Annotated in this window: 18 protein-coding genes; 15 read left to right on the top strand and 3 right to left on the bottom strand. The window is 36.4% G+C overall.

The window, feature by feature from the left end; genetic code table 11:
* Positions 1 to 5 precede the first annotated feature (5 nt).
* The 8 genes from JAZ75_RS20420 to JAZ75_RS20385 all read left to right on the top strand — a co-directional run bounded on the left by JAZ75_RS20420 (position 6) and on the right by JAZ75_RS20385 (position 12359).
* On the top strand, positions 6 to 1631 hold the full coding sequence (locus JAZ75_RS20420) for an arylsulfatase (protein ID WP_208698032.1): 1626 nt from the start codon (positions 6 to 8) through the stop codon (positions 1629 to 1631).
* 71 nt (positions 1632 to 1702) lie between these two features.
* Complete coding sequence (locus tag JAZ75_RS20415; protein ID WP_021189396.1) at positions 1703 to 2443, top strand: thioredoxin domain-containing protein; 741 nt, start codon at positions 1703 to 1705, stop codon at positions 2441 to 2443.
* A gap of 457 nt (positions 2444 to 2900) precedes the next feature.
* Positions 2901 to 3503, top strand: a complete 603-nt coding sequence (locus JAZ75_RS20410) for an RNA polymerase sigma factor (RefSeq protein WP_132768299.1) — start codon at positions 2901 to 2903, stop codon at positions 3501 to 3503.
* 371 nt (positions 3504 to 3874) lie between these two features.
* The gene (locus JAZ75_RS20405) at positions 3875 to 4930 is read left to right on the top strand and encodes a FecR family protein (RefSeq protein WP_208698030.1); all 1056 of its coding nucleotides are present in this window, start codon (positions 3875 to 3877) and stop codon (positions 4928 to 4930) included.
* Positions 4931 to 5003: 73 nt separating this feature from the next.
* A complete protein-coding gene (locus JAZ75_RS20400; RefSeq protein WP_208698028.1) occupies positions 5004 to 8096 on the top strand; it encodes a SusC/RagA family TonB-linked outer membrane protein in 3093 nt (1030 codons plus the stop codon).
* An 11-nt stretch (positions 8097 to 8107) separates the two neighbouring features.
* The gene (locus JAZ75_RS20395) at positions 8108 to 9685 is read left to right on the top strand and encodes a RagB/SusD family nutrient uptake outer membrane protein (RefSeq protein WP_208698026.1); all 1578 of its coding nucleotides are present in this window, start codon (positions 8108 to 8110) and stop codon (positions 9683 to 9685) included.
* Positions 9686 to 9784: 99 nt separating this feature from the next.
* On the top strand, positions 9785 to 11704 hold the full coding sequence (locus JAZ75_RS20390; protein WP_208698024.1) for an alkaline phosphatase: 1920 nt from the start codon (positions 9785 to 9787) through the stop codon (positions 11702 to 11704).
* 508 nt (positions 11705 to 12212) lie between these two features.
* Complete coding sequence (locus tag JAZ75_RS20385) at positions 12213 to 12359, top strand: hypothetical protein (RefSeq protein ID WP_021190220.1); 147 nt, start codon at positions 12213 to 12215, stop codon at positions 12357 to 12359.
* A gap of 198 nt (positions 12360 to 12557) precedes the next feature.
* On the opposite strand, the gene lon is transcribed toward JAZ75_RS20385, so the two are convergent.
* Positions 12558 to 15026 carry an endopeptidase La gene (lon, locus tag JAZ75_RS20380; RefSeq protein WP_021190219.1) on the bottom strand — a complete coding sequence of 823 codons (2469 nt, stop codon included), beginning with the start codon at positions 15024 to 15026 and terminating at the stop codon, positions 12558 to 12560.
* 350 nt (positions 15027 to 15376) lie between these two features.
* Between lon and JAZ75_RS20375 the strand changes: the two genes are divergently transcribed.
* Complete coding sequence (locus tag JAZ75_RS20375) at positions 15377 to 16033, top strand: tetratricopeptide repeat protein (RefSeq protein WP_232789279.1); 657 nt, start codon at positions 15377 to 15379, stop codon at positions 16031 to 16033.
* An 82-nt stretch (positions 16034 to 16115) separates the two neighbouring features.
* Here JAZ75_RS20375 and JAZ75_RS20370 read toward each other — a convergent pair whose 3' ends face one another.
* Both JAZ75_RS20370 and gpmI read right to left on the bottom strand, forming a co-directional pair.
* Positions 16116 to 16676, bottom strand: a complete 561-nt coding sequence (locus tag JAZ75_RS20370; protein ID WP_132768290.1) for a hypothetical protein — start codon at positions 16674 to 16676, stop codon at positions 16116 to 16118.
* A gap of 1 nt (position 16677) precedes the next feature.
* A complete protein-coding gene (gpmI, locus tag JAZ75_RS20365; protein WP_208702557.1) occupies positions 16678 to 18210 on the bottom strand; it encodes a 2,3-bisphosphoglycerate-independent phosphoglycerate mutase in 1533 nt (510 codons plus the stop codon).
* Between the two features lie 246 nt (positions 18211 to 18456).
* Here gpmI and JAZ75_RS20360 point away from each other — a divergent pair, with 246 nt between their 5' ends.
* The 6 genes from JAZ75_RS20360 (at position 18457) to JAZ75_RS20335 (ending at position 22446) form a co-directional block, all read left to right on the top strand.
* Positions 18457 to 18858 carry a DUF4783 domain-containing protein gene (locus JAZ75_RS20360; RefSeq protein WP_208698022.1) on the top strand — a complete coding sequence of 134 codons (402 nt, stop codon included), beginning with the start codon at positions 18457 to 18459 and terminating at the stop codon, positions 18856 to 18858.
* A 67-nt stretch (positions 18859 to 18925) separates the two neighbouring features.
* Complete coding sequence (nadC, locus tag JAZ75_RS20355) at positions 18926 to 19780, top strand: carboxylating nicotinate-nucleotide diphosphorylase (RefSeq protein WP_132768284.1); 855 nt, start codon at positions 18926 to 18928, stop codon at positions 19778 to 19780.
* Between the two features lie 16 nt (positions 19781 to 19796).
* Positions 19797 to 20444, top strand: a complete 648-nt coding sequence (plsY, locus tag JAZ75_RS20350; protein ID WP_132768282.1) for a glycerol-3-phosphate 1-O-acyltransferase PlsY — start codon at positions 19797 to 19799, stop codon at positions 20442 to 20444.
* A 51-nt stretch (positions 20445 to 20495) separates the two neighbouring features.
* Positions 20496 to 21290, top strand: coding sequence for a M48 family metallopeptidase (locus JAZ75_RS20345; protein ID WP_132839761.1), 795 nt, complete (start codon positions 20496 to 20498; stop codon positions 21288 to 21290).
* Between the two features lie 129 nt (positions 21291 to 21419).
* Positions 21420 to 22076, top strand: coding sequence for a DUF937 domain-containing protein (locus JAZ75_RS20340; protein WP_208698020.1), 657 nt, complete (start codon positions 21420 to 21422; stop codon positions 22074 to 22076).
* Between the two features lie 64 nt (positions 22077 to 22140).
* A complete protein-coding gene (locus JAZ75_RS20335) occupies positions 22141 to 22446 on the top strand; it encodes a hypothetical protein (protein ID WP_021190213.1) in 306 nt (101 codons plus the stop codon).
* Positions 22447 to 22458 lie beyond the last annotated feature (12 nt).

The following is a 22458-nucleotide window of genomic DNA, read 5'->3' as shown; positions in this document are numbered from 1 at the left end:
TTACCATGAAAAAAATATTTTCCATATTATATTTAACTGCAAGCCTAACGACACTTGGTGTAGCACAGCAAAAAAAGCCTAACATCGTGCTAATCTTAGCCGATGATTTGGGTTATTCAGATCTTGGTGCATACGGAGGTGAGATTGAAACCCCCAACTTAGATCGGCTTGCATCAGAAGGATTGCGGTTACGCGAGTTCTATAATAATTCCATTTGTGCACCCACTCGTGCGTCTTTATTGACAGGGCAGTATCAGCATAAAGCTGGAGTAGGCTATTTTTCTAATGACCTCGGATTACCTGCTTATCAAGGATATATTAATCAAGAATCACTAACCCTTGCTGAAGTATTGAAGGAAAACGGTTATAACACCATCACATCCGGCAAATGGCATGTATCTGGCAAAGGGACGAGCCTTCCTTGGCAGCGTGGTTTTGATCTCGTATTTCCAAAGGATGAAAAGAGTTCTGATTCAGGTGCGCCGGGTTTTAAAGGTGAAACAGATGCACAAGGATATCCACTTCCTGAAAACTATGCTACCAATGTAATCAATCAACATGCTTTATCATTTTTGGATCAAGTAAAAGATGATAAAAAACCCTTTTTCCTCTATTTAGCTCATACAGCTCCACACTGGCCTTTAATAGCGCTACCTCAGGATATTGCAAAATATAAGGGGAAATACGATAAAGGCTGGGAAGCAATTCGTCAAGAAAGATTTAAACGTCAGAAGGAGTTAGGTTTAATTACACCTGATACCAAATTATCAATACGTGATGAAGATATTTACGATTGGGACCGACTATCTTTTGATCAACGTCAATTGTGGGCAAAGAAAATGGAAATATATGCCGCTATGGTCGACCGCTTAGATCAGAGTATTGGTCACCTTATCCAGAAATTGAAAGACAATAATCAACTGGATAATACACTCATTGTTTTTTTATCCGACAATGGAGCTCCGGCTGAAGATTTGGTGAAGTGGCATCATGGCGCAAGAATAAACTCAGGGCCTGTAGGCACTACAGGTTCGTATGAATCACAGAGTAAAAACTGGTCATATGCTTCCAACACACCTTATAAAGCATTTAAAGATTACACATATGAAGGTGGTATTAATACACCATTTATAGCTTGGTTTCCTAATCGAATACAGGCAAATACCATTAAAAATGGGACGGGACATATTATTGATTTAGCACCAACATTCTACGCTTTAGCAGGAGCGACATATCCAAAAACATACAAGGGTTTAAAAACCAATGATTTAAAAGGTAAAAATCTGTTACCTGTTATTTTTGATGATAAGAATAAAATTGACAGACCTGAAGGACTTTTCTGGGAACGTGCCGGTAATCGCGCGGCTCGAATAGGCAAATGGAAGTTGATCTCAACTTGGCCCTCTTATAAATGGGAATTGTATAATTTAGAAAACGACCCTACTGAAATAAAAGATGTTGCTAGCCAAAATCATGATGTGGTATCCCAATTATCTCAAGCATATTTCAAATGGGCTAAAAATAACGGTGTTGTTGATTTCGCCGAACTTGAGGATCGTGAACCGGTATCTATGAAAGAATTTAGAAAAAGTAAGACACAAGAAATAGCAGCACCCGCTTTCCGTTTCTAGTGAATTATCTTTTCTAAAAAATGAACTCGTAACAATTTAAGAAAATTCAAAATTTATATCGTGTTTAACAAATGAAAAAACAGATTACATTAATCCTAATTTTATTGGTCATCACAGTGTTTGATGGCAAAGGACAAAACCAATCATCTCCGATAGAGAAGGAAAAGAGAGAACAAAAAGATTTTCGCGTAAAAGCGGCGTTATTTCATGAAAAAATAAGCGAACAGGATAAGCCTCAGATTTTAGATGCTCGCAGTGCTGAAGAATATGAACAGGCACATTTACCACAAGCTCGTCAGATCGATCCTGCCGTTAAAGGTTATGAACAGCAATTGGGTAGATTAATCAAAAGTCAACCAGTCTTTATCTATTCTATCCAAACCGGGCGATCTACAAAAATCGCTAATTTACTCGCAGAACGTGGATTTACAAAGATCTATGTTTTGGCACCTGGTATTTCAGCTTGGATCGGAGCAGGATATCCAGTAGAGGTAGCAACTGTAAATAAAAATAGAATTCTATTGGCTGATTTTAAAACAGCATTGAAATCTCAGGAATATGTTCTCGTTGACTTCGGATCAAACTATTGCCCGCCTTGTAAAAAAGTAATACCAGTATTAGATTCAATCAACAGCAAGGCGGAAAATAATATCAAAACAATTTTAGTAGAAATCGATGCAAATCCTGAAATAATTAAAGATTTTAAAATAACTTCCATACCAACATTAATTCTTTATAAGAATGGTGAACCTATATGGAAAAAAACAGGTATTCCCTCCGTTGCAGAAATTGTAGCTGCAAGTGTCAAGTAGTGGTCTTGACCTGCTATAAGCATTATGATTTTAATAGCTAATCTGTATATTACAGGTTAGCTATTTTTGTATACTAGTTCTGTCTTGTTTTTCCAAAATCAGGTTTTAGTGACTTAAATTCCCATGTATTCATAGTATATGTAAATTTCCCTTTCTCCATCTGCCTTACATCTATTGCAATTCGCTTCTCTCAGATAGTGATGAAATATAATTTCAGAATGATAGCATTACCCTTGTACAAGTCATCCATTAAACTGCATAAATCTTATTTTGTAATGTAGATCATTTTTGTATATTTACGATAAGTAACCAATTATTTAATTACCAGAAACAACCCATATTCTTAACAATTTGATAACCTCCTAAAAGGATTAAGCTGTTTGTTTTTTAAATAAATTTGCCCGTGGTTTTCAAACCACAAAACCACAGATGTAGAAGATAAAACATATCAATTAACATGAATAAAACGGTAACAGAAATTGAAGAAATCGTAGCAATGTCGAGGGGAGACGTAAAGGCTTTCAATGCATTGTATGCGCGGTATCATAAACCTGTACATGCAAATATTCTAAAATTAATCGATAATCGTGAATTAGCGACGGAAGTGTTGCAAGATGTTTTTTTATCGCTTTGGCAGAATCGATTTAAGATACAGGTAGATCGTCCTGTTGGAGGCTGGTTATTTGTTGTTAGTTATAATAAATCGCTGAATGTTCTACGCAGTAAGTTGAAAGAATCAGTTGCGTATATTGCCAATTATCCCGAAGAAATTTATGCCGAGGAAGATAGCAGTATTCAAGAAGAAATTTTCAATAAGCAAATGGAAATCTTGGAAGAAGCCGTTGCCGTATTACCAAAAAGAAAACGGGAAGTATTTAAATTGTGTCGTTATGAGGGGCGCACAAAAGAAGATGTAGCTGATCTTTTAGGACTTAGCCCACAATCGGTAGCAGATTATCTCAAACAATCGAACAAAGCCATTAGAGAATATGTCGCTAAGCAATACCCTGCCTATGCAGAAAGATCATTACTCATCGTCTTTCTTCTCGCGAATCTTTAATTTTTTTTATCCACTCCTTATTGCCTTATCTCCGGAACATTCTGATCAGAATCATAGTAGACCGCTTCATAACTTTTACAAAAGGCTTTTTTACAAAAAAAATAATCCTTTGTACCTCCGTAAAATTCGAATTATTATTTCTTTTTAAATACGTTGGGTGATTCATCTCTCCCAAAGATTATTTGTCTTTTTTTGATATGTATAAAAAGGAAGAGTATTGCGTTTACATTAAGGCTCAAATATAATCTTTCTCATACGTGATCATGTCTTTAGTATTAAACGATGTATCCACATGTTTAATTGATGTTTTATTAATAATTTCTTAACAACAAAAGCATCCCCTTTGGAAATTTCCTGTGTATTTACTATTGATGAAGCAACAGATTCTTAATTTAATTACTCGTTTTTGGGAAGGAAAACTTTCTAAAAAGGATCAGCATAAACTATTGTCCGACTTAGAAGATTCCAAACACCCTCTAATGGAGGAACTTCGGAATGATTTTGCAACAGTACATGAAAACGAAAAATTGGCAACAGAAGAAGAGTATCAACAGATGTTATTCGGTATTCATGAAAAAATGGGAGTGATCAAAGCATTACCTAATCGACGTCGTTTAAAAATAGGCTGGTCTATTGCCGCCTCCATTTTATTGGCTATGGGAATATTTGGGTATCACTTTGTCCAAACAAATTTGCCTGTTCCCAGTACAACAGTACAAATACCAGAACCACTCATATATGAACTTGCCAACAGCAGTACAGATACGCTTACCTATAAAATGAAAGATGGATCTCGGATTATTTTATCCCCTAATAGTAATATTTATTATACAAAAGAATATGGAAACATCGATAGAAAACTGACACTAATTGGAGAAGCGAGATTTAATGTCGCCCATGATGCGCAACGACCATTTATTGTATCCGCCAACGGTTATACAACAACGGCACTTGGTACTGAATTTACAGTCGATAGTTATACTAAAAGTAAATTATCGGTTAGGTTAATATCTGGAAAAATAGTTGTGAAATCAACGAATCGCAGTCCATTTGAAATGAAAGATCAGGTGCTCAAGCCTGGACAACAGTTATTGATTGATGATCATTTTAAAACAGCTTTATTAGTTGATCGACAAGAAAAAGCGAACAATCTAAAATTAGCGGACAACGTGAAATCAGACGAACATAAACAAGAGGGTGGCCTGCAGTTTGATCAGACGCCACTTACACAGGTGTTTTCAAAGATTGAAAAACTAAAGGGTGTAATCATTAATCTAGAAGAGGTATCTCTTGAAGGACTATCCTTTACTGGGAAATTTGAAGAACATTATCCACTGGATGTTATGTTATCCATTATTTGTCAGATGAATGAACTTACCTATACCCATAGCAATAACAGTATAATCATTAAAAATAAAAAGCAATAAAAGAAGTAAATAATACCGTTTAAATTTTAGTTCATGCGGTACAAACCACCTACAAATTAAAAGACTAAATGAAATGAAAAGAAACCCGATGAAGTTAAGAGCATTATTGACAATGCTATCGATCTCCGTTGCTCTGCAATCTTATGCCCAGTCCAATGGGCAAATAAGAGGTACCATTATGGATAATAATGGTGTTGTCAAAACAGGAGCGACGGTTGTACTTTTAGATACGAAAGGACAAGTTGTCACGAGTATATCGACAGATCAAAAAGGTGTATTTGTATTTAAAGAATTAAATGAAGATGCGAAGTATAAGATCAAGGTTTCCATGATTGGGTACGAATCTTACCTTGAAGATCTTAAAGGTATAAAGAGTGGTGATAGTAACTCAATTTTGATTACATTGAAAGAGCAACTTTCAGCTCTTGATGAGGTGGTTGTCATTGGTTACGGTCAGCAAAAAAGGGGAGATTTAACAACTGCTGTAAGCTCTTTACCTAATGTCGCAGAAAATGTTGCTCGTCCAATAACTAACGTGGCAGATCTGATGCAAGGAAACGTTGCAGGAGTAACGGTGATGTCTGCAGGTGGCGATCCTTCGGCAATGCCTAAAGTGATGATTAGAGGAATGGGGACACTAAACGCCGAATCGCCACTTTATGTAGTCGATGGAGCACCCTATTATGGCGGACCTATCAATCCAAATGATATTGAAAGCATGGATATCTTGAAAGATGCAGCTTCTGCAGCTATCTATGGAGCTCAGGCATCATCTGGAGTTATCGTGATCACAACTAAAAGCGGTAAAGCTGGAGCGCCCAAACTAAGTGTCGATCTGTATCGAGGTTGGCAAAATGCGAGTAATCTACCGACTGCTTTGAACGCGACACAATACGCCCAGGCCTATAATGATGCAGCGAAAAGAGATGGAGTGAATCCTGCCGATGGTCATAATGCGACATTAAATCCTTGGGGACAGGAAACCCGTACCAATTGGATGAATGAAATCTTCAGAACGGGGAATATTTTAAATGCAAATGCGCAGGTGTCTGGTGGATCAGAACGATCCAGGTATAATTCTTCATTTGGTTATCACGATAAGGAAGGTTTATTGCTGAATACAGGTTACAAACGTTTTGCTTATCGTTTGAAATCCGAATTTGATTTTTTTGATCGATTGACATTAGGACAAAATTTTTATGTCAACCATACCACCGCTCGAGGTACAAATACATCTAGCAGTTATAGTGGATCGATCATCAATGCAATTTATATGAATCCTGCAGCACCTGTATATGATGAGAAAGGATTATTTCACGGTACTGTTCCTTTTAATTTATCGCAATTTTCATCTGCATATGGTGATACTTATAATCCAGTAGCTTTACTTCTACGTCCAACAGTTAACAATCCGACACTTAACCTCAATGGTAATGTTTTTGCCAAAGTGGATTTATGGGATGGTCTAACCTTCAAATCTAATTTTGTTTTGGATATAAATCGGTATTCTTTAAAAAGATTTGATCCCAAAATACCAGAAATTGGAAGATCAAATGGCAACAATTATTTGACGCAAGAAGAAGCTCGTACAGATCGTTGGATTTGGGATCAGCAATTGAATTATACGAAACGTTTTGGTGATCACCAGATTGACGCTGTAGCAGTATACTCTGCCCAGAAAACAAAGTATGAACAATACTACATTCAGGGAATGGGATTTGAACGGGAAGACGATTGGTATCAATATATCGAAAATGCACAATCTATACCAGGAATTCCAACAAGTGATGTCTGGGAAGATGCACTAACATCTGCTATTGCTCGTGTTAATTACAATTATGCAGGACGGTATTATTTAGGAGCAAGTATCCGGCAGGATCGCAGTTCACGCTTACCAATAAATAATCGATCGGATGTATTTACATCAATTTCGGGAGCCTGGAAAATTTCTTCAGAATCATTTTTTAAAAGTGACTTTATTAATGATTTAAAAATACGCGCTTCTTGGGGTCAGATCGGGAACATTCAAACTGTTGATAAATACGCATATAACTTACCTTTGAATAGCGGTACTGTCACACCTTTAGGGTCGGAAGGTATTTTGGTACGCCATTTTGCAATGATCAAACAAGGTAATCCTAATCTCATCTGGGAGACTTCCGAATCATGGGATATCGGTCTGGATATGACTTTATTTCACCAGTTAAGTTTTACAGCAGATTATTATCGGAAAAAGACCATCGGAATGATCAATGAAATTCTTCCAGATCCACACTCAGGTATGCAGAGAGGCCCTACAATTAATACAGGTGACGTGATGAACAAGGGATTTGAATTTAGCGGAAAATATAATCATCAATTTGGAGATTGGAGACTTGGTTTAAATGCTAATATTGCCTTCAATCGTAATGAGGTATTACATCTGAATGGAGTTAATAGCGAATTTATTGAAAATCCAGGAGAGGTTAGGGGTATATTGTCTCCATATCGGTCCACGCCAGGACAAGCCTTATATTCTTACTATTTGATTCCGAATACCGGAATATTTAATTCCGAAGCAGAAGTACAGGCGCATAGCCTAAATGGTAAGCTTATTCAACCCTTTGCACGTCCTGGTGATTTAAAATTCGAAGATACAAATGGTGACGGTAAAATCAGTTTTGATGATCGTGTATATATGGGTAGTGCGGTTCCTAAGTTCACCTATGGTTTTGCCCTTAATTTAGATTATAAAAACTTTGATCTAAATGTATTAACCTATGGTATTTCAGGAGCAAAAATTTTTAACGGATATAAATTCACAGCCTATAATGCGGGCTTACAGGGTTATAATCTGGATAATCGTGTCCTAAATGCCTGGACACCGGATAATCTAAATAGTAATATTCCAGCACTTTCTTCTAAAGATCCAAATGCTAATTACGGAACGATATCAGATTGGTACCTTGAAAGTGGCGATTATTTTCGTATAAAAAACATTACTGTTGGCTATAACTTACCTAAGTTTTTGAATAAACTGCAATCTAGGATTTATTTTTCTGCGGAAAACCCGTTCACCTTTACCTCTTATTCTGGTATAGATCCAGAGGTCGGCAGTATTGGATTAGATGTAGCGAATTATCCTTTAGCCAAGACATACACGATAGGATTAAATGTTAATTTTTAAGAATGAAAATCATGAAAACACCATCCATAAAAAAATACAAATACATTACAATAGCATTAGTAGGATTGAGTATAGGTATACAGGGCTGTAGCAAGAGTTTTACTGATCTGACTCCAAAAGGATCAATTACCAATGAAAACTTCTGGAAGACAGAAGCAGATGCCATCTTTGCCAGTAATGGTCTTTATGAACATTTCAATGACGATAATATTTTCGGAAGAGGTTTGTTTTGGTTTATCAACGCATCGGACGATATGGTAACAGGACGTACAGATGCAGGATCAGCAGCAGTGCGTAATTTTACTGCTACAGGTGCTGAAAGCCGTATTAATAGTATGTACAAGAAATTTTATCAGATCATACAACGTGCAAATACCATTATCACTAAAGTGCCAGCTATGAGCATTAGCGATAATGTAAAAAAACACGTGTTAGGACAAGCGTATTTCATGCGAGGTTATGCCTATTTTTATTTGTCACAATATTATGGAGATCAACGTGCTGGTGTTCCCATCGTTACAGATGCAAATATGAATGAAATTAAATTTGTACGACCGACACATGTAAAGGAGAATTTAGCACAGATTGAAGGGGATCTTTTAAAGGCAGCAGAGCTATTGCCACTTGTCAACACATATGGAGCAGGTGATTTAGGAAGAGCGCATAAAGACGCTGCTTATGCCTATTTAGCCAAAACAAATTTGCAATGGGCACGATATGACGAGAGTAAATGGACGCAAGTTGTTAAGTACTGCGATATGGTGACCAACTCAGGATCAGGTCGTAAATTAATTAATACAGGAAAACCAGAAACAGATTTTGCAAGCGTCTTTTACATCGAAAACAATTTTTCATCTGAATATATCTTTTCTGTAGTTTCTAATAAAATTCAGGGTTCCATATTGCCGGCTGTATTATTTGAAAATACAGGTTATGGACTTTATAATGGTTGGGGATATTTTCACCCCACTTTAGAATTGTATAACGCTTTCGAATCAGGTGACAATCGTAAAAAGGCAACCATACTTGAATTTAACGATACATTTACGTTATTCGGATTGGATCGGAAATATTATTCGTCTAATTCTCAAACTGGTTTTCAGTTCAAAAAGTATATGCAACCTTTCCGTTTTCCAAAGGATCAACATTTAAATCCAAGTGGAGATTATCCGACTTCTGATCTAAATATTCCTTTAATCCGTTATGCAGATATTCTTTTGATGAAAGCCGAAGCGCAGATTAAACAAGGGAAATCTGGAGATGTGGAGATTAATTTGGTACGTAACCGCGCAGGGCTCCCTGCAATAAGTGGCGCAACAATGGTTAATTTAAAAAGAGAGCGTCGTTCAGAGTTTGCTGCAGAATATACCGATAGGCATAGTGACTTGGTTCGTTGGGGTGATGCCCAAGCGGCCTACGCACGACCAGCAACCGGAAGGCAACATATTGCTAAAACTGATCCAACTTCTAGCTACACCATAGTACAAGTTTGGCCTGCCCGAACTTTTAATCCTGCTATTCATCATGTATGGCCAATTCCGCCATCAGATTTGAGTAATTCTGGGATCAGTCAAAATGAGGGATGGTAAAATTATCCTACAAATAACTTAAATCACAAAGACGACAGGCTAGAAAGATGCGAAAGAGCGATCAGGTCTGTCGTTTTTTGTCCAATAGAAAGAATGAAAATGAAATTTGCTAAGTTATTATTAATACTGCCATTAGTTGGCATAGTGGTCAGACTTGATGCGCAGGAAACAGCTACAGCTGTTAATCGTTTTGATAAACTCATGTATAGTACGCATCAACAGCACCATGTACTTCGGGTTCGTGGTCATAGTCATAATGATTATGAACAGGATATTCCCATGTTACGTGCTTATTATGCGGGAATGGAATCCATTGAAGCAGACCTATTCCTACGAGATGATACCTTATATGTTGCGCATGAGGCTAAAGATATCAAAGCAGGACGAACCTTGGAAAATCTATATATAAAGCCTTTGGCAAACTTATTTAAACAAAATAAGCAACATCCCTTTGCTGACAGCAGTAAAAACTTACAGCTGGTTTTAGATCTGAAAGAAGATTTTCAGATTATGATGCCAAAATTAGTAAACCTGTTAGCACCTTATCGTTACCTAGTAGATCCCAAACAAAATAAATATGCTATTCAAATTGTCATCAGTGGCAATATGCCGTCACCTGCTCTCTTTAAAAACTATCCAGACTACATATCCTTTGACGGTAGATTTGAAAACACATACACCAGCCAGCAACTGCAACGGGTAGCTATGATGAGCGATAATTTACGAACCTATACGCAATGGAACGGGAAGGGGGTGCCAACGAAGCAAGAGCAAATGAAAATTGAACAGCTAGGAGCAAAGGCACGAAAATGGGGTAAACCATTTCGTCTCTGGGGTGCACCTGAGAGTGTCAATACGTGGATAGTATTAGAAAAAATGGGCGTTACCTGGTTAAATACAGATCATCCTGATGTGCTAAAAGCTTATTTAAATGATTTGGAGAGTTCACGTTTTACGGCAAATAAACCATACGCTGTGTATCAACCTAATTTTGCAAAAGATGGGAGTAAGGGTACAGTCAGAAATGTGATTCTGTTAATAGGAGACGGTATGGGATTAGGTCATATTCAAGCTGCTATGGTTGCCAACCGTGGTCAGTTGCATATGGCTCAGATGAAACATGTAGGGTTCTCTTTAACAGCATCAGCCAGTCCAGGTAATACAGATTCAGGAGCTGGGGGATCAGCAATTGCTACCGGGCATAAATCATATAACGGTTCGATAAGCGTAGACACATCTGGCAATAGGTTACTGCGATTACCTGAACTATTAGCAAGAGTTGGAAAGGTAAGCGGAATACTATCCACAGGGGATGCCTCGGATGCGACTCCCGCAGCATTTTATGCGTCAAATATAGACCGAAATGCATCCATTGCAATTACAGAAGCGCTCATCGAAAATAAGGATGTTAAAATATTGGCAGGTGAACTACCTGGACCTTATCGGGAGAAAGAAAGAAAAGATGAATTGGAAAAAAAATTAAATCAAGCCGGATATCAAGTTGTTGATAACCTAACCGGATTAAAAAACGCCAAATCAGAGAAAACAGTAGCTTATTTTAATGAACAAGATATGGTAGCTGTCAAAGATGGTAGAGGTACTATTTTAAAAGAATTGCTCGCAACGAGCATCAGTAAACTTCATGGAATGGGAAGTGGATTCTTTATTATGGCCGAGGGGGCTCAGATTGACTATGGTGGCCATGCGCGAGATTTAAACTATGTGGTAACAGAAGCTTTGGATTTTGATCAGGCAGTCGGCGAAGCACTTCGTTATGCTGATCAGAATGGTGAGACACTTGTGGTGGTAACAGCAGACCATGAAACCGGCGCATTATCTTTATTAGATGCTGATGTAAAAACAGGCAGTATACAAGCCAGCTTTGCGTCTAATGATCACAGTTCGATGATGGTGCCTGTAATGGCATATGGCCCCTGGGCTCAAAACTTTTTGGGGTATTATCAGAATACCGAACTTTTTAAAAAAATTGCTCAAGTCTTAGGCGCAATACAGCAGTAGTTGAATTATCAAAAATAAGCTTGTATATAATAAACTGGGCATTTCATGCTTATTAAATGCCCGGTTTATTATCTAACAACATCTGATACTAGTGTAAATTTTTTAAAAATTATCTCTTCATTATGATACCTTCACCATAAGCGTATATTCTTGAGCATTTATCTACATCTTCTGATGATTGTAGAAATAAGATTCCCCCTAAAGAATACAATTTTGCACATCCACCTTCATGTATAGGTGCTGTAAATCATTAAAAATCATAGTATATAATAGCTGTTTTTAGTTGTCAATTAAACTTTTGGATATTAAAGAAGTCAAAACTAATATTTAACAGCACTTATTCTAGCCTTGAAAATAACTGGTATCATTTCGAGTATTTACAATTTGTAAGTGTTAAGTGTAATCCTTACAAAAGAACAGCAGGAACACTCATAATTACTAATAAACAGTATTAAGGATAGTTTGGCTCGATATTTGAGTGATATGAAGTAATCAAAACAATATATATATGATAAAAAGAGAAAGAACAAGAAAATCAAAAATTGAACAAAACCCATACATGTATTACATGACTAACTGGGGTTTTATGGAAACGGAAATCAAAGAAGATCGTCCCGTAGCATTGAAAAAAGAAAATGACAAGCTTGAGAAATAATTCTCAACGCTTTTAAAATCACAAATTAGACACTTGCTTTTCCTAACGGAAAGCATTTTGTGTTTATAGACCTTTCCAATCTTTTATTTAATTATTTCAGGTATGTCGACGTCTAGTCAGAGTTGCTCATGTGTCTACATGTAAAAGCCGCTATAAAAATTTATTTATAGCGGCTTTTAATTTTTAGAAAAATTTTGACTATTTCTTTGGCTCTAATCCTTTAGTCAGATCTTTTGCGTGCTTGACTTTTTTATCCAATAATCCGAGCGCAATGACATCAGCCATTTCCGTCACATAGTGAAACTTCATATCTTTGATATAACTCTCTTTGATCTCTTCAATATCTTTTTGATTAGATTTACATAAAATAATCTCTTTGATATTCGCTCGCTTAGCTGCCAAAATCTTCTCCTTAATACCGCCAACAGGAAGAACTTTTCCACGTAAAGTAATCTCACCTGTCATTGCTAAGTTTTCTTTAACCTTACGCTGTGTAAATAGGGAAGTTAATGCCGTCAACATGGTTACACCTGCCGAAGGCCCGTCTTTTGGTGTAGCTCCTGCTGGAACGTGAATATGTACATCCCAATGATCGAAAACGCGGTAATCAATGTCAAATTCTTCAGCATGCGAACGTAGATAAGCCATTGCAATGGAAGCTGATTCCTTCATCACATCGCCCAAGTTACCTGTTAAGCTCATTTTTCCTTTACCTGGGCTCAAACTTGACTCTATAAACAATATATCGCCACCGACAGAAGTCCAGGCTAACCCTGTAACAACACCAGCAACTTCATTATTTTCATAACTATCTTTATCAAAAATAGGAGCACCTAAAATCTCTACAAGATCCTTATCATTAATATTGACATTGTATTCTTTTTCCATAACAATGCGAGTTGCAATACCACGGACAGTAGAACCTATTTTTTTCTCTAAACCACGTACACCAGATTCGCGCGTATATTCTTCAATTATTTTCTCAATAATTTTAGATTTCAACGAAATATCCTTTGCTGTTAATCCATGTGCTTCACGCTGTTTCGGAATAAGGTGTTTCTTGGCAATTTCAATTTTTTCTTCGATCGTATAACCATTAACTTCAATAATCTCCATACGATCCAAGAGAGCTGGTTGTATATTATTTAAGGAGTTAGCTGTAGCGATAAACATGACCTTAGATAAATCGTACTCCATCTCAACATAATGATCATAGAAACTCGTATTTTGCTCCGGATCTAAAACTTCTAATAGGGCAGAAGATGGATCTCCTTTAAAGTCAGCACTCATCTTATCAATTTCATCCAATACAAATACAGGGTTCGCTGCACCTGCTTTTTTCAAAGATTGAATGATACGACCTGGCATTGCACCAATATACGTCTTTCGGTGACCCCTGATTTCTGCTTCATCACGCACACCACCTAAGGCCATTCTAGTATACTTACGGCCTAATGCTTTTGCAATAGATTTCCCTAATGATGTTTTACCGACTCCCGGAGGGCCTACTAAACATAAAATAGGAGCCTTCATATTGTTTTTCAATTTCAATACGGCCAAATACTCAATAATACGCTGCTTAACTTTATCCAACCCATAATGGTCTTTATCCAGTACTTTTTGTGCTCTATTCAGGTCAAAATTATCTTTTGTAAACTCATTCCAAGGAAGGTCAAGTAATAATTCTAAATAATTGATCTGAACAGAATAATCTGCGGCAGCAGGATTGATCCGTGCTAATTTTTCAATTTCTTTATCGAAATGCTTAGCAACAACTTCATTCCATTTTTTCTTTGATGCTCTTTTTTTCAATTCGATAATCTCTAAATCGGGAGTGTTTCCGCCCAATTCTTCTTGAATCGTCTTTAACTGTTGATTTAAGAAATAATCGCGTTGTTGTTTATCTAAATCTATTCTTACTTTATTTTGAATCTGGTTTTTAAGTTCTAAAATTTGAATTTCAGAAGTTAATAACTCTAATAATAGGCGAGCTTTCTCATCAGCATTTAATAATTCCAATAACTGTTGTTTCTGAATTAAATCAACATTGATATTAGAAGAAATAAAGTTAATAAGGAAAGTCGGACTCTCGATATTCTTAATGGCAATACCTGCCTCGCTTGGTAGGTTCGGCGATAGTTGAATAATTTGAAGAGCCATCTCTTTTAAAGTCGCTATTAAGGCTTTAAATTCCTTAGTCGACTTCGGTTTCTCTTCCTTATATTTCTCGACGTTAGCTTTTAGATAAGGTTCGGTCTGAACAGCTTCAAGCAATTTAAAACGTTGCTTACCTTGTAAAATCACCGTTGTATTACCATCAGGCATCTGTAAAACTTTGATGATATGTGCTACAGTTCCGACTTGATAAAGCTCATCAATAGTAGGATCTTCCATAGACATATCCTTTTGAGCTACAACACCTATTGTTTTATCTCCTTGGTAAGCGTCTTTAACTAATTTGATGGATTTATCCCGACCCACAGTAATTGGAATAACTACTCCAGGAAATAAAACTGTATTGCGTAAAGACAAAATCGATAGTGACTCCGGAATCTCTGCATTGCGCATGTCATCTTCATCTTGTTGACTTAATAATGGAAAGAATTCGGTATCTTCAGATATAATGGGAATCGCCTGATTGAAATCAAATGTTTCGAATTTGCTCATATTATGTTAAGGTATATTAATATTTTTATGTCAGTTTATGACAACATGTCGTAATTCTGATAAAAAGTTATTTTAAATTTGTGAATGTAGGGTATTGCAAGTAAGATGCCAACCTATTATTTGAAAACGAATGATCCATTAATGCAGTGCTTTAAGAAAAAAAGACAGTCTGACATGTGAGTTTTGTCACATTATTCAATTTATTATTGTGTAAATAGGCATAATAATTGTAATATTGAATACGCATTTAGCGTTGTATGTTGAAGTCAAGTAAAACGAAATTTCAACAACACAAACTAAGCGGTTGAATATGAATTAAATACTTTAAATTGAAACGTAATTAAATAAATATGACTCTTAAATCGATTAAATTAGGCTTATTTACTGGTGCATTTGCCTTGATGTCACTTTCATCTTTTGCACAGACAGCAAAACAGGAAGAGCATTCGAATCCAAATGTTCGTTTAGGTCAAAAAGCACTATTGGATGGTGACTTCAAAAAAGCAGCAATTTACTTAGAAAAGTCTTTGCCAGTGGAAAGTAAAGATCCAGATGTATTATATATGTTAGGTTACTCTCAATTTCAGAATGGCGAATTTAAAAAGGCAGCAGAGTCTTTCGGAAAAGTAGTTGCTTTGGACAGTAAAAATGCAAACGGTTACTATTTTAAAGGAAAAGCAAATAATAATTTAGCGACTCAAACTTCTACAAAATTGAGCAGTTCTGCTCGTGAAGCATTATTAAAATCTGCTATCGAAGATTATTCTAAAGCGATTGCATTAAATGCAAGTGATGTGAAGCTTTATCAAAATAGAGCGCTAGCTTTCCGTGACTATGGTATTTTAGTTGGAACTTCCGGAGTTGCGAATTACAATAAAGCAGTTGCAACTGATGCTTATAACAACGCAGTAAAAGATTTTGAAAAAGTTTTAACTTTTGATGCTTCTCGTAAAGACATTCAAACAGAAATCAAAAAAGCTAAAATTTACAGAGATAACTTGAAGTAATCTTTCAAAAACAAAAAAACACCATATCGCGATATGGTGTTTTTTTTGTAATTACTTGAGATGTAGGAGAGGTTTCTAAATTTTAGTGATTCAGAAACTTTCCTATAATTTTATAATGACTTTTTCCCAATATCAGAATATCCTGATTTTTTTCAATTTGATAAATAGAGTCAACATCATACGTCAGTTTTTCTTCACTTGAATATAAGCTATTGTCTACTTTTCTTTCAATGACAACCTGTCTAATCTTACCTTTTAAATCATGCTCCACAGCGAGATACTGAATCGCTAATCCGGGATCTTTGGCCTGATAAATTGTTTGACAATCTTCTTCTCTAAAATTATACAAACTGGCATCAGCATTTTTTGTAATATCAGCAGCTATAAATCCACTGAGTTCATTTTGCCAGTTTGGGATCTTCAAAGATTTCACTTCCTCATCCGAGTCTTTAATGACCGTTTTTTCAACCGTTGGATTCAATTTTGTTAACTTTTCAATTTCAGAATTAAAAAATGAATCCAGAGAAAGAGTTGATCCTTTTACTTGCTTTTGCACCGTTTTGTCGTTTTGACAGGACGATAGTAGGAGCGCACCCCCTATAATTAATAAAGAGAGTGCGTTACCTATACGTTTATTTTTCATATTAGTCTTGAATCAATACCTCGCCATCCATTTCGGCAGGGATCTCAACTTTTAGTAATTTCAATACAGTAGGCGCTATATCACCCAATTTACCATCCTTAATGCTTTTATAATCCTTATCGATCAAAATACATGGAACAAGGTTTGTTGTATGAGCAGTGTTAACTGATCCATCAGCATTGACCATAAATTCGGAATTACCATGATCTGCAATGATGATAAATGAATATCCGTATTGTAAACCCTTTTCAACAACTTGTTTAGTACAATTGTCTACTGTTTCAACCGCTTTTACTACCGCGTCAAATACACCCGTATGTCCGACCATATCTGGGTTTGCAAAATTCAGACAGATAAAATCTGGTTGCGCTTCTTCAATATCTTTTATAATAGCATCAGTAATGCCTTGTGCAGACATTTCTGGCTGTAAATCGTAAGTCGCAACTTTAGGAGATGGTACCAACAAACGGTGTTCTCCATCAAACTCCTGTTCACGTCCTCCAGAAAAGAAAAATGTGACATGTGGATATTTTTCAGTTTCTGCGATACGTACCTGTGTTTTATGATGAGCCGCTAAAACTTCACCTAAAGTATTATTTAAATTGTCTTTATGGAAGATGACTTTAACATTTTTAAATGTCTCGTCATATGACGTCATCGTAATATAATAAAGATCCAATGGTTTTAGGTCGTACTCTGGAAACGCCTTTTGAGTTAAAGCAATAGTAATCTCGCGTCCTCGGTCTGTTCGGAAATTAAAACAGATTACGACATCTCCATCTTGAATTGTGGCAACAGGTTGATTTGCAGCATTAGTCAAAACAAGCGGTTGCACAAATTCATCTGTAATGTTTTGATTATATGATTCTTGTATAGCGTGTTGTAAATCTTTAGTTTCAGTCCCACTACCATTTACCATCAAATCATACGCAAGTTTTACACGCTCCCAGCGGTTGTCGCGGTCCATTGCATAATAACGACCGATTGCTGATGCAAGAGTACCGACAGACTGAGGTAGGAAATCTTGCAATTCTTTCACATAGTTTAATCCAGAATTTGGATCTGTATCGCGTCCGTCAAGAAAAGCATGTATAAATACCTGATCTGAAGTTAAACCAGCATGTTTTGCAGCATCACATAGACCACGTAAATGACTTGTATGTGCATGAACGCCACCGTCGGACAATAAACCGATAAAATGAACCTTCTTATTATTTGCTAAAGCATATTTAAAGGAGTCTTGAATAGTGATGTCCGTATTAAAAATACCATCACGAACAGCTTTATGAATGCGGCCTAATTCTTGATAAACCACACGCCCTGCGCCCAAATTCATATGTCCAACTTCAGAGTTACCCATTTGACCTTCAGGTAAACCAACAGCTTCACCAGAAGCTACTAGTTTTGAATTGGGGTAGTTCGCCTTCAAATAATCCAAGTAAGGAGTATTTGCCGCAAATGCTGCGTCAGATTGATCTTCTTTTCCGTATCCTAATCCGTCTAGGATTAATAGTGCTACTTTTTTTTCCATAATTATATAAGCAAATATAATTTAAAACAACTGATAATTCAAGATTATGAGGAATGTAATGAAGAATTAAAGTTTGTTTAATGTAAAATTTATATAAATTTGGCATTGTTTATGTGAATCATCTACCAAATCACAAAGCTAGTCTTTAACACAATAACTATTGGGTAAGTTCTTGAACTACACAGAGTTTAATTTCTATAATTAATGAAAAAGATCCTATTTTTTATAAGTCTTTTTATGTGTATAACTATGCGCATATCAGCGAATAATATTGACAAGAACTACTTACCAATGTATGAATCTTCTTTATTTATTTCTGATATTAACGATGCTTTAATGCTGCAATTGAAAGCAGGGAATGCCAAAAATATAGCACGGTATTTTGCGACAAATGTAACTTTATCAATCTTAAGTGAGGATGGTCAATATTCTAAATTTCAGGCTGAAATGTTGTTAGAGTCATTTTTCTCTAAAAACAAACCAGGTGCAGTAAAATTAATACAGAAAATTACAAATAAAACCAATTACAGTTATTACGTATATCAACTTACCAGTAATAAAAATCTGTTTCGAGTTTTTGTGAAGATAAGTTCGGCAAAATCTACACAAACTATAGAAGAATTTAGAGTTGAAAAACAGGCTTCTAAATAATAATTCCAAATTATTTTCTTGAATAAAATTTAAATTTCCATCTTCGCTACATATTTTGTGAGGACTCATGATGGAAAAAAAAGAATATATTAAAAAATTCGTTCAACAGGCAATTCTAGAAGATGTCGGAGATGGTGATCATACAACACTTTCAACGATTCCTAAAGACAAAGCTGGAGAGGCTAAATTAATTGTTAAAGAAGAAGGTATACTTGCTGGAGTAGAGATTGCATTAGAAATTATCAATCAAATAGATCCTACACTTGCTCATGAAGTGCTAATTCATGATGGAGCGAGTGTAAAAATTGGTGATATAGCCTTAATCCTGAAAGGAAAAATCCATAGTATCCTAATTGCCGAACGCTTGATCTTAAACGTGATGCAACGCATGAGCGGGATTGCAACAACCACAAACCGATATGCGAAATTATTAGCCGGAACAAAAACGAAAATATTAGATACGCGCAAAACGACTCCCTTGTTACGTTTGTTAGAGAAAGAAGCGGTAAAGATCGGAGGGGGAACCAATCATCGTTTTGGCTTGTATGACATGATTTTAATTAAAGATAATCATGTTGATTACAGTGGAGGTATCACGCAGGCTTTAACTCGCGCAAATGCCTACAGAGACACCTTAAATAAGCATATTGAGATTGAAATTGAGGTTAGAAATTTTGAGGAGCTAGCTGAAGTTATTACCTTTGGCAAGGTCGACCGCATCATGTTAGACAATTTTAGTCCCTCAGATGTGAAGAAAGCTGTCGATATTATTGCAGAAAGATTTGTCACTGAGGCTTCTGGAGGAATTACAGAAGACACTCTTCAAGCATATGCAGCAGCCGGAGTAGATTTTATCTCGGTTGGAGCATTGACGCATTCTGTAAAAAGTTTGGATTTAAGCTTAAAGGCCAAATTAGTTTAGGATTTAACAATAATTAATGATTTCTATTTATTTAGTAAGTGCAGTAGTACTAGCTTATTTATTTGGTTCAATCCCAACTGCGGTATGGTTTGGACAGGCATTTTATGGCGTTGATGTTAGAGAGTATGGAAGTGGTAATGCCGGTGCAACCAACACCTTTCGCGTTTTGGGACCAAAAGCAGGTGCTGTGGTGATGTTCGTCGATATCTTTAAAGGGTTCACGTCTACAAATCTAGCTTATTTAATAGAAGCGGGGCAAAGTACCAGTAATGTCCAATTTGTTAACTATCAATTGGCACTTGGTGTGATTGCTGTTTTAGGACATCTATTTCCTGTTTTTGCTGGCTTTAGAGGAGGCAAGGGAGTGGCAACACTCTTTGGCATGATCCTCGCAATTCATGCTCCCGCCGCATTACTTTGCGTTACGGTCTTTATTGTAATCTTGTTGACAACGCATTATGTATCATTAAGTTCAATAATGGCAGGTTTTACCTTTCCTTTTAGCATAGCCTTCTTATTTAAAACATCTATTCCTTCAGTTCTATTATATGGCATCGCGATCTGCGCATTGATATTGATTACCCATCAAAAGAATATCGAACGCCTCTTAAAGGGACACGAATCTAAAGTTTATCTTTTCAAGAATAAAAAGAAGAAAATTTAGGCATAGGAATTGCGTTGGGTACAATCTAATGCAGTGTTTAACATTTAAAATATGAAAAAGGTTTTTAAATATACAAGTATGTTCCTGATTGGAGCTACTTTAGCATCCTGCTCGACTGTGCCGATTACTGGACGTAAGCAGTTGAGTTTGGTGAGTGATAGTGAAATTCAAGAACAAGCGGCGTCTTCTTACAAACAATTTTTAAATTCCTCAAAAACAAAAGTAATTACAGGTACAAGTCAGGCAACTTTAGTTAAAAAAGTTGGTAATAAACTGGCGATAGCCGTTAATCAATACCTTACGCAACAAGGTATAGCAAATCAATTTAATTTCAGTTGGGAGTTTAATTTGGTGCAAAGCGATGAAGTCAATGCATGGTGTATGCCTGGTGGAAAAGTAGCTATATACACAGGTATTCTTCCAGTTACGCAGAATGAAACTGGATTAGCGACAGTAATGGGACATGAAATTGCCCATGCAATAGCACGTCACTCTATGGAGCAGATGTCTCGTCAATATGCTACACAAGCAATTGGTAGTGTTATTGGGGTTGCAACTGCAGGGAGTAGTTATGCCGGGATTATCAATAACGCATACGGTATCGGCGGTCAATTAACGTCATTGAAATACTCGCGTGGGAATGAATCTGAAGCAGATCGTATGGGTTTAGTGATTATGGCAATGGCGGGCTACAATCCTGCTGAAGCTGTTAAATTTTGGGAACGCATGGCAAGTGGCGGGTCTAAAGGGAATCCTGAATTTTTAAGTACTCACCCTAGTGATGCAAGACGTATCAGTGATATTCAAAAATTGCTTCCAGAAGCTTTAAAGTATTATAAAAGATAGTTTCTATATAATTTAGAAAAAAAGAGGTTTAATAACCTCTTTTTTTGTGGCTAATCAGCTCGGGTTAATCCAATTCATTGGCTTAATTATTGTTTTGAATTTCTAAACGCAATTAAAACAGATGAAATTATGGGAATGACAGATTTAATCACAGGTGGCCTTGGTAATCAAATGGCTGCAGGATTGTCCAAAAAGCTGGGAATTGACAGCACCAAAGCAACTTGGATATTAGCAATAGCGGTTCCTTTGATCGCGGGAGCAATTAAATATAATCAAAGTAAGGACGACATCAGTCAGGCTAAAGGTTTTGCTAATGCATTAGACACAAAACATAACGGTGAAATATTGGATCATGTCGATGAGGTAATCGAACAGGGACCTACAGAAGACGGCAACAAGATCGTGCAGCACATCTTTGGCAGTAAGACTGAATATGTTGCTTCTGGATTAGCGGAGAAAAGTGGATTTAGTTCGGCTCAGGTTACAGGAGTACTGGCTACCCTGGCACCTATTGTTATGGGTTATTTGGGTAAGGAAAAAGCAAATGCCGCGCAAAATGGAACGAGTAATCCTTTAGGTGATCTGCTGGGAGGCTTTTTAGGTGGCAATACGGGTTCTGGAGGAGGATTAGGGAATATAATCGGGAATATATTCGGTGCTGATAAAAATGAACCAACAGCTACAACTACTTCAGGAGGATTGACAGACAAGATCTCCGACTTTTTTGATAAGAATAAAGATGGTAGTGCCATAGATGATATTGTTGGTATGTTTACCAAAAAATAACCAGATGATAAAAAACACTTTGCTGTTCCAATTGTTATTTTATTAAAGATCAAGATACAAGATTATGGAAGATAGAAATAAATATGACTCAGCTACTGTTGCCCTAGAGAAGTTGAAAGAAGCGGGGTATACAATAGATTATAACATTGAACTGGATTCTTTGATTGCAAATCCATCTAATTATAAGATTGATTATATTTATCGATATGAAGGAGATTCGAATCCGGATGACGAAAACACAGTTTATGGAATCACGGAGAAAAACGGTTCAAATAAAGGTGTTTTTGTCATTGGAAATTTATCCTTTGTGGAAGGTGATATAAGAGATGTGATAATAAACCTCGAAATTGCCCATAAAGAGAGCATTTAATGCTGTAAAATA

Origin of the sequence: Sphingobacterium sp. UDSM-2020 (assembly GCF_016132525.1) — a bacterium.
Taxonomy (GTDB): domain Bacteria; phylum Bacteroidota; class Bacteroidia; order Sphingobacteriales; family Sphingobacteriaceae; genus Sphingobacterium; species Sphingobacterium anhuiense.
Note: the sequence above shows the minus strand (reverse complement) of the source record. Positions and strands in the feature narration are given on the sequence as shown.

What these genes read in the sequence shown, in the direction of transcription:
- JAZ75_RS20340 (WP_208698020.1), top strand. Translation starts at nt 21,420, where the DNA reads ATGGGAATGACAGATTTAATCACAGGTGGCCTTGGTAATCAAATGGCT.
- JAZ75_RS20335 (WP_021190213.1), top strand. Translation starts at nt 22,141, where the DNA reads ATGGAAGATAGAAATAAATATGACTCAGCTACTGTTGCCCTAGAGAAG.
- JAZ75_RS20360 (WP_208698022.1), top strand. Translation starts at nt 18,457, where the DNA reads ATGCGCATATCAGCGAATAATATTGACAAGAACTACTTACCAATGTAT.
- JAZ75_RS20390 (WP_208698024.1), top strand. Translation starts at nt 9,785, where the DNA reads ATGAAATTTGCTAAGTTATTATTAATACTGCCATTAGTTGGCATAGTG.
- JAZ75_RS20405 (WP_208698030.1), top strand. Translation starts at nt 3,875, where the DNA reads ATGAAGCAACAGATTCTTAATTTAATTACTCGTTTTTGGGAAGGAAAA.
- plsY (WP_132768282.1), top strand. Translation starts at nt 19,797, where the DNA reads ATGATTTCTATTTATTTAGTAAGTGCAGTAGTACTAGCTTATTTATTT.
- nadC (WP_132768284.1), top strand. Translation starts at nt 18,926, where the DNA reads ATGATGGAAAAAAAAGAATATATTAAAAAATTCGTTCAACAGGCAATT.
- JAZ75_RS20415 (WP_021189396.1), top strand. Translation starts at nt 1,703, where the DNA reads ATGAAAAAACAGATTACATTAATCCTAATTTTATTGGTCATCACAGTG.
- JAZ75_RS20370 (WP_132768290.1), bottom strand. Translation starts at nt 16,676, where the DNA reads ATGAAAAATAAACGTATAGGTAACGCACTCTCTTTATTAATTATAGGG.
- JAZ75_RS20410 (WP_132768299.1), top strand. Translation starts at nt 2,901, where the DNA reads ATGAATAAAACGGTAACAGAAATTGAAGAAATCGTAGCAATGTCGAGG.
- JAZ75_RS20395 (WP_208698026.1), top strand. Translation starts at nt 8,108, where the DNA reads ATGAAAACACCATCCATAAAAAAATACAAATACATTACAATAGCATTA.
- lon (WP_021190219.1), bottom strand. Translation starts at nt 15,026, where the DNA reads ATGAGCAAATTCGAAACATTTGATTTCAATCAGGCGATTCCCATTATA.
- JAZ75_RS20400 (WP_208698028.1), top strand. Translation starts at nt 5,004, where the DNA reads ATGAAAAGAAACCCGATGAAGTTAAGAGCATTATTGACAATGCTATCG.
- JAZ75_RS20385 (WP_021190220.1), top strand. Translation starts at nt 12,213, where the DNA reads ATGATAAAAAGAGAAAGAACAAGAAAATCAAAAATTGAACAAAACCCA.
- JAZ75_RS20345 (WP_132839761.1), top strand. Translation starts at nt 20,496, where the DNA reads ATGAAAAAGGTTTTTAAATATACAAGTATGTTCCTGATTGGAGCTACT.
- JAZ75_RS20420 (WP_208698032.1), top strand. Translation starts at nt 6, where the DNA reads ATGAAAAAAATATTTTCCATATTATATTTAACTGCAAGCCTAACGACA.
- JAZ75_RS20375 (WP_232789279.1), top strand. Translation starts at nt 15,377, where the DNA reads ATGACTCTTAAATCGATTAAATTAGGCTTATTTACTGGTGCATTTGCC.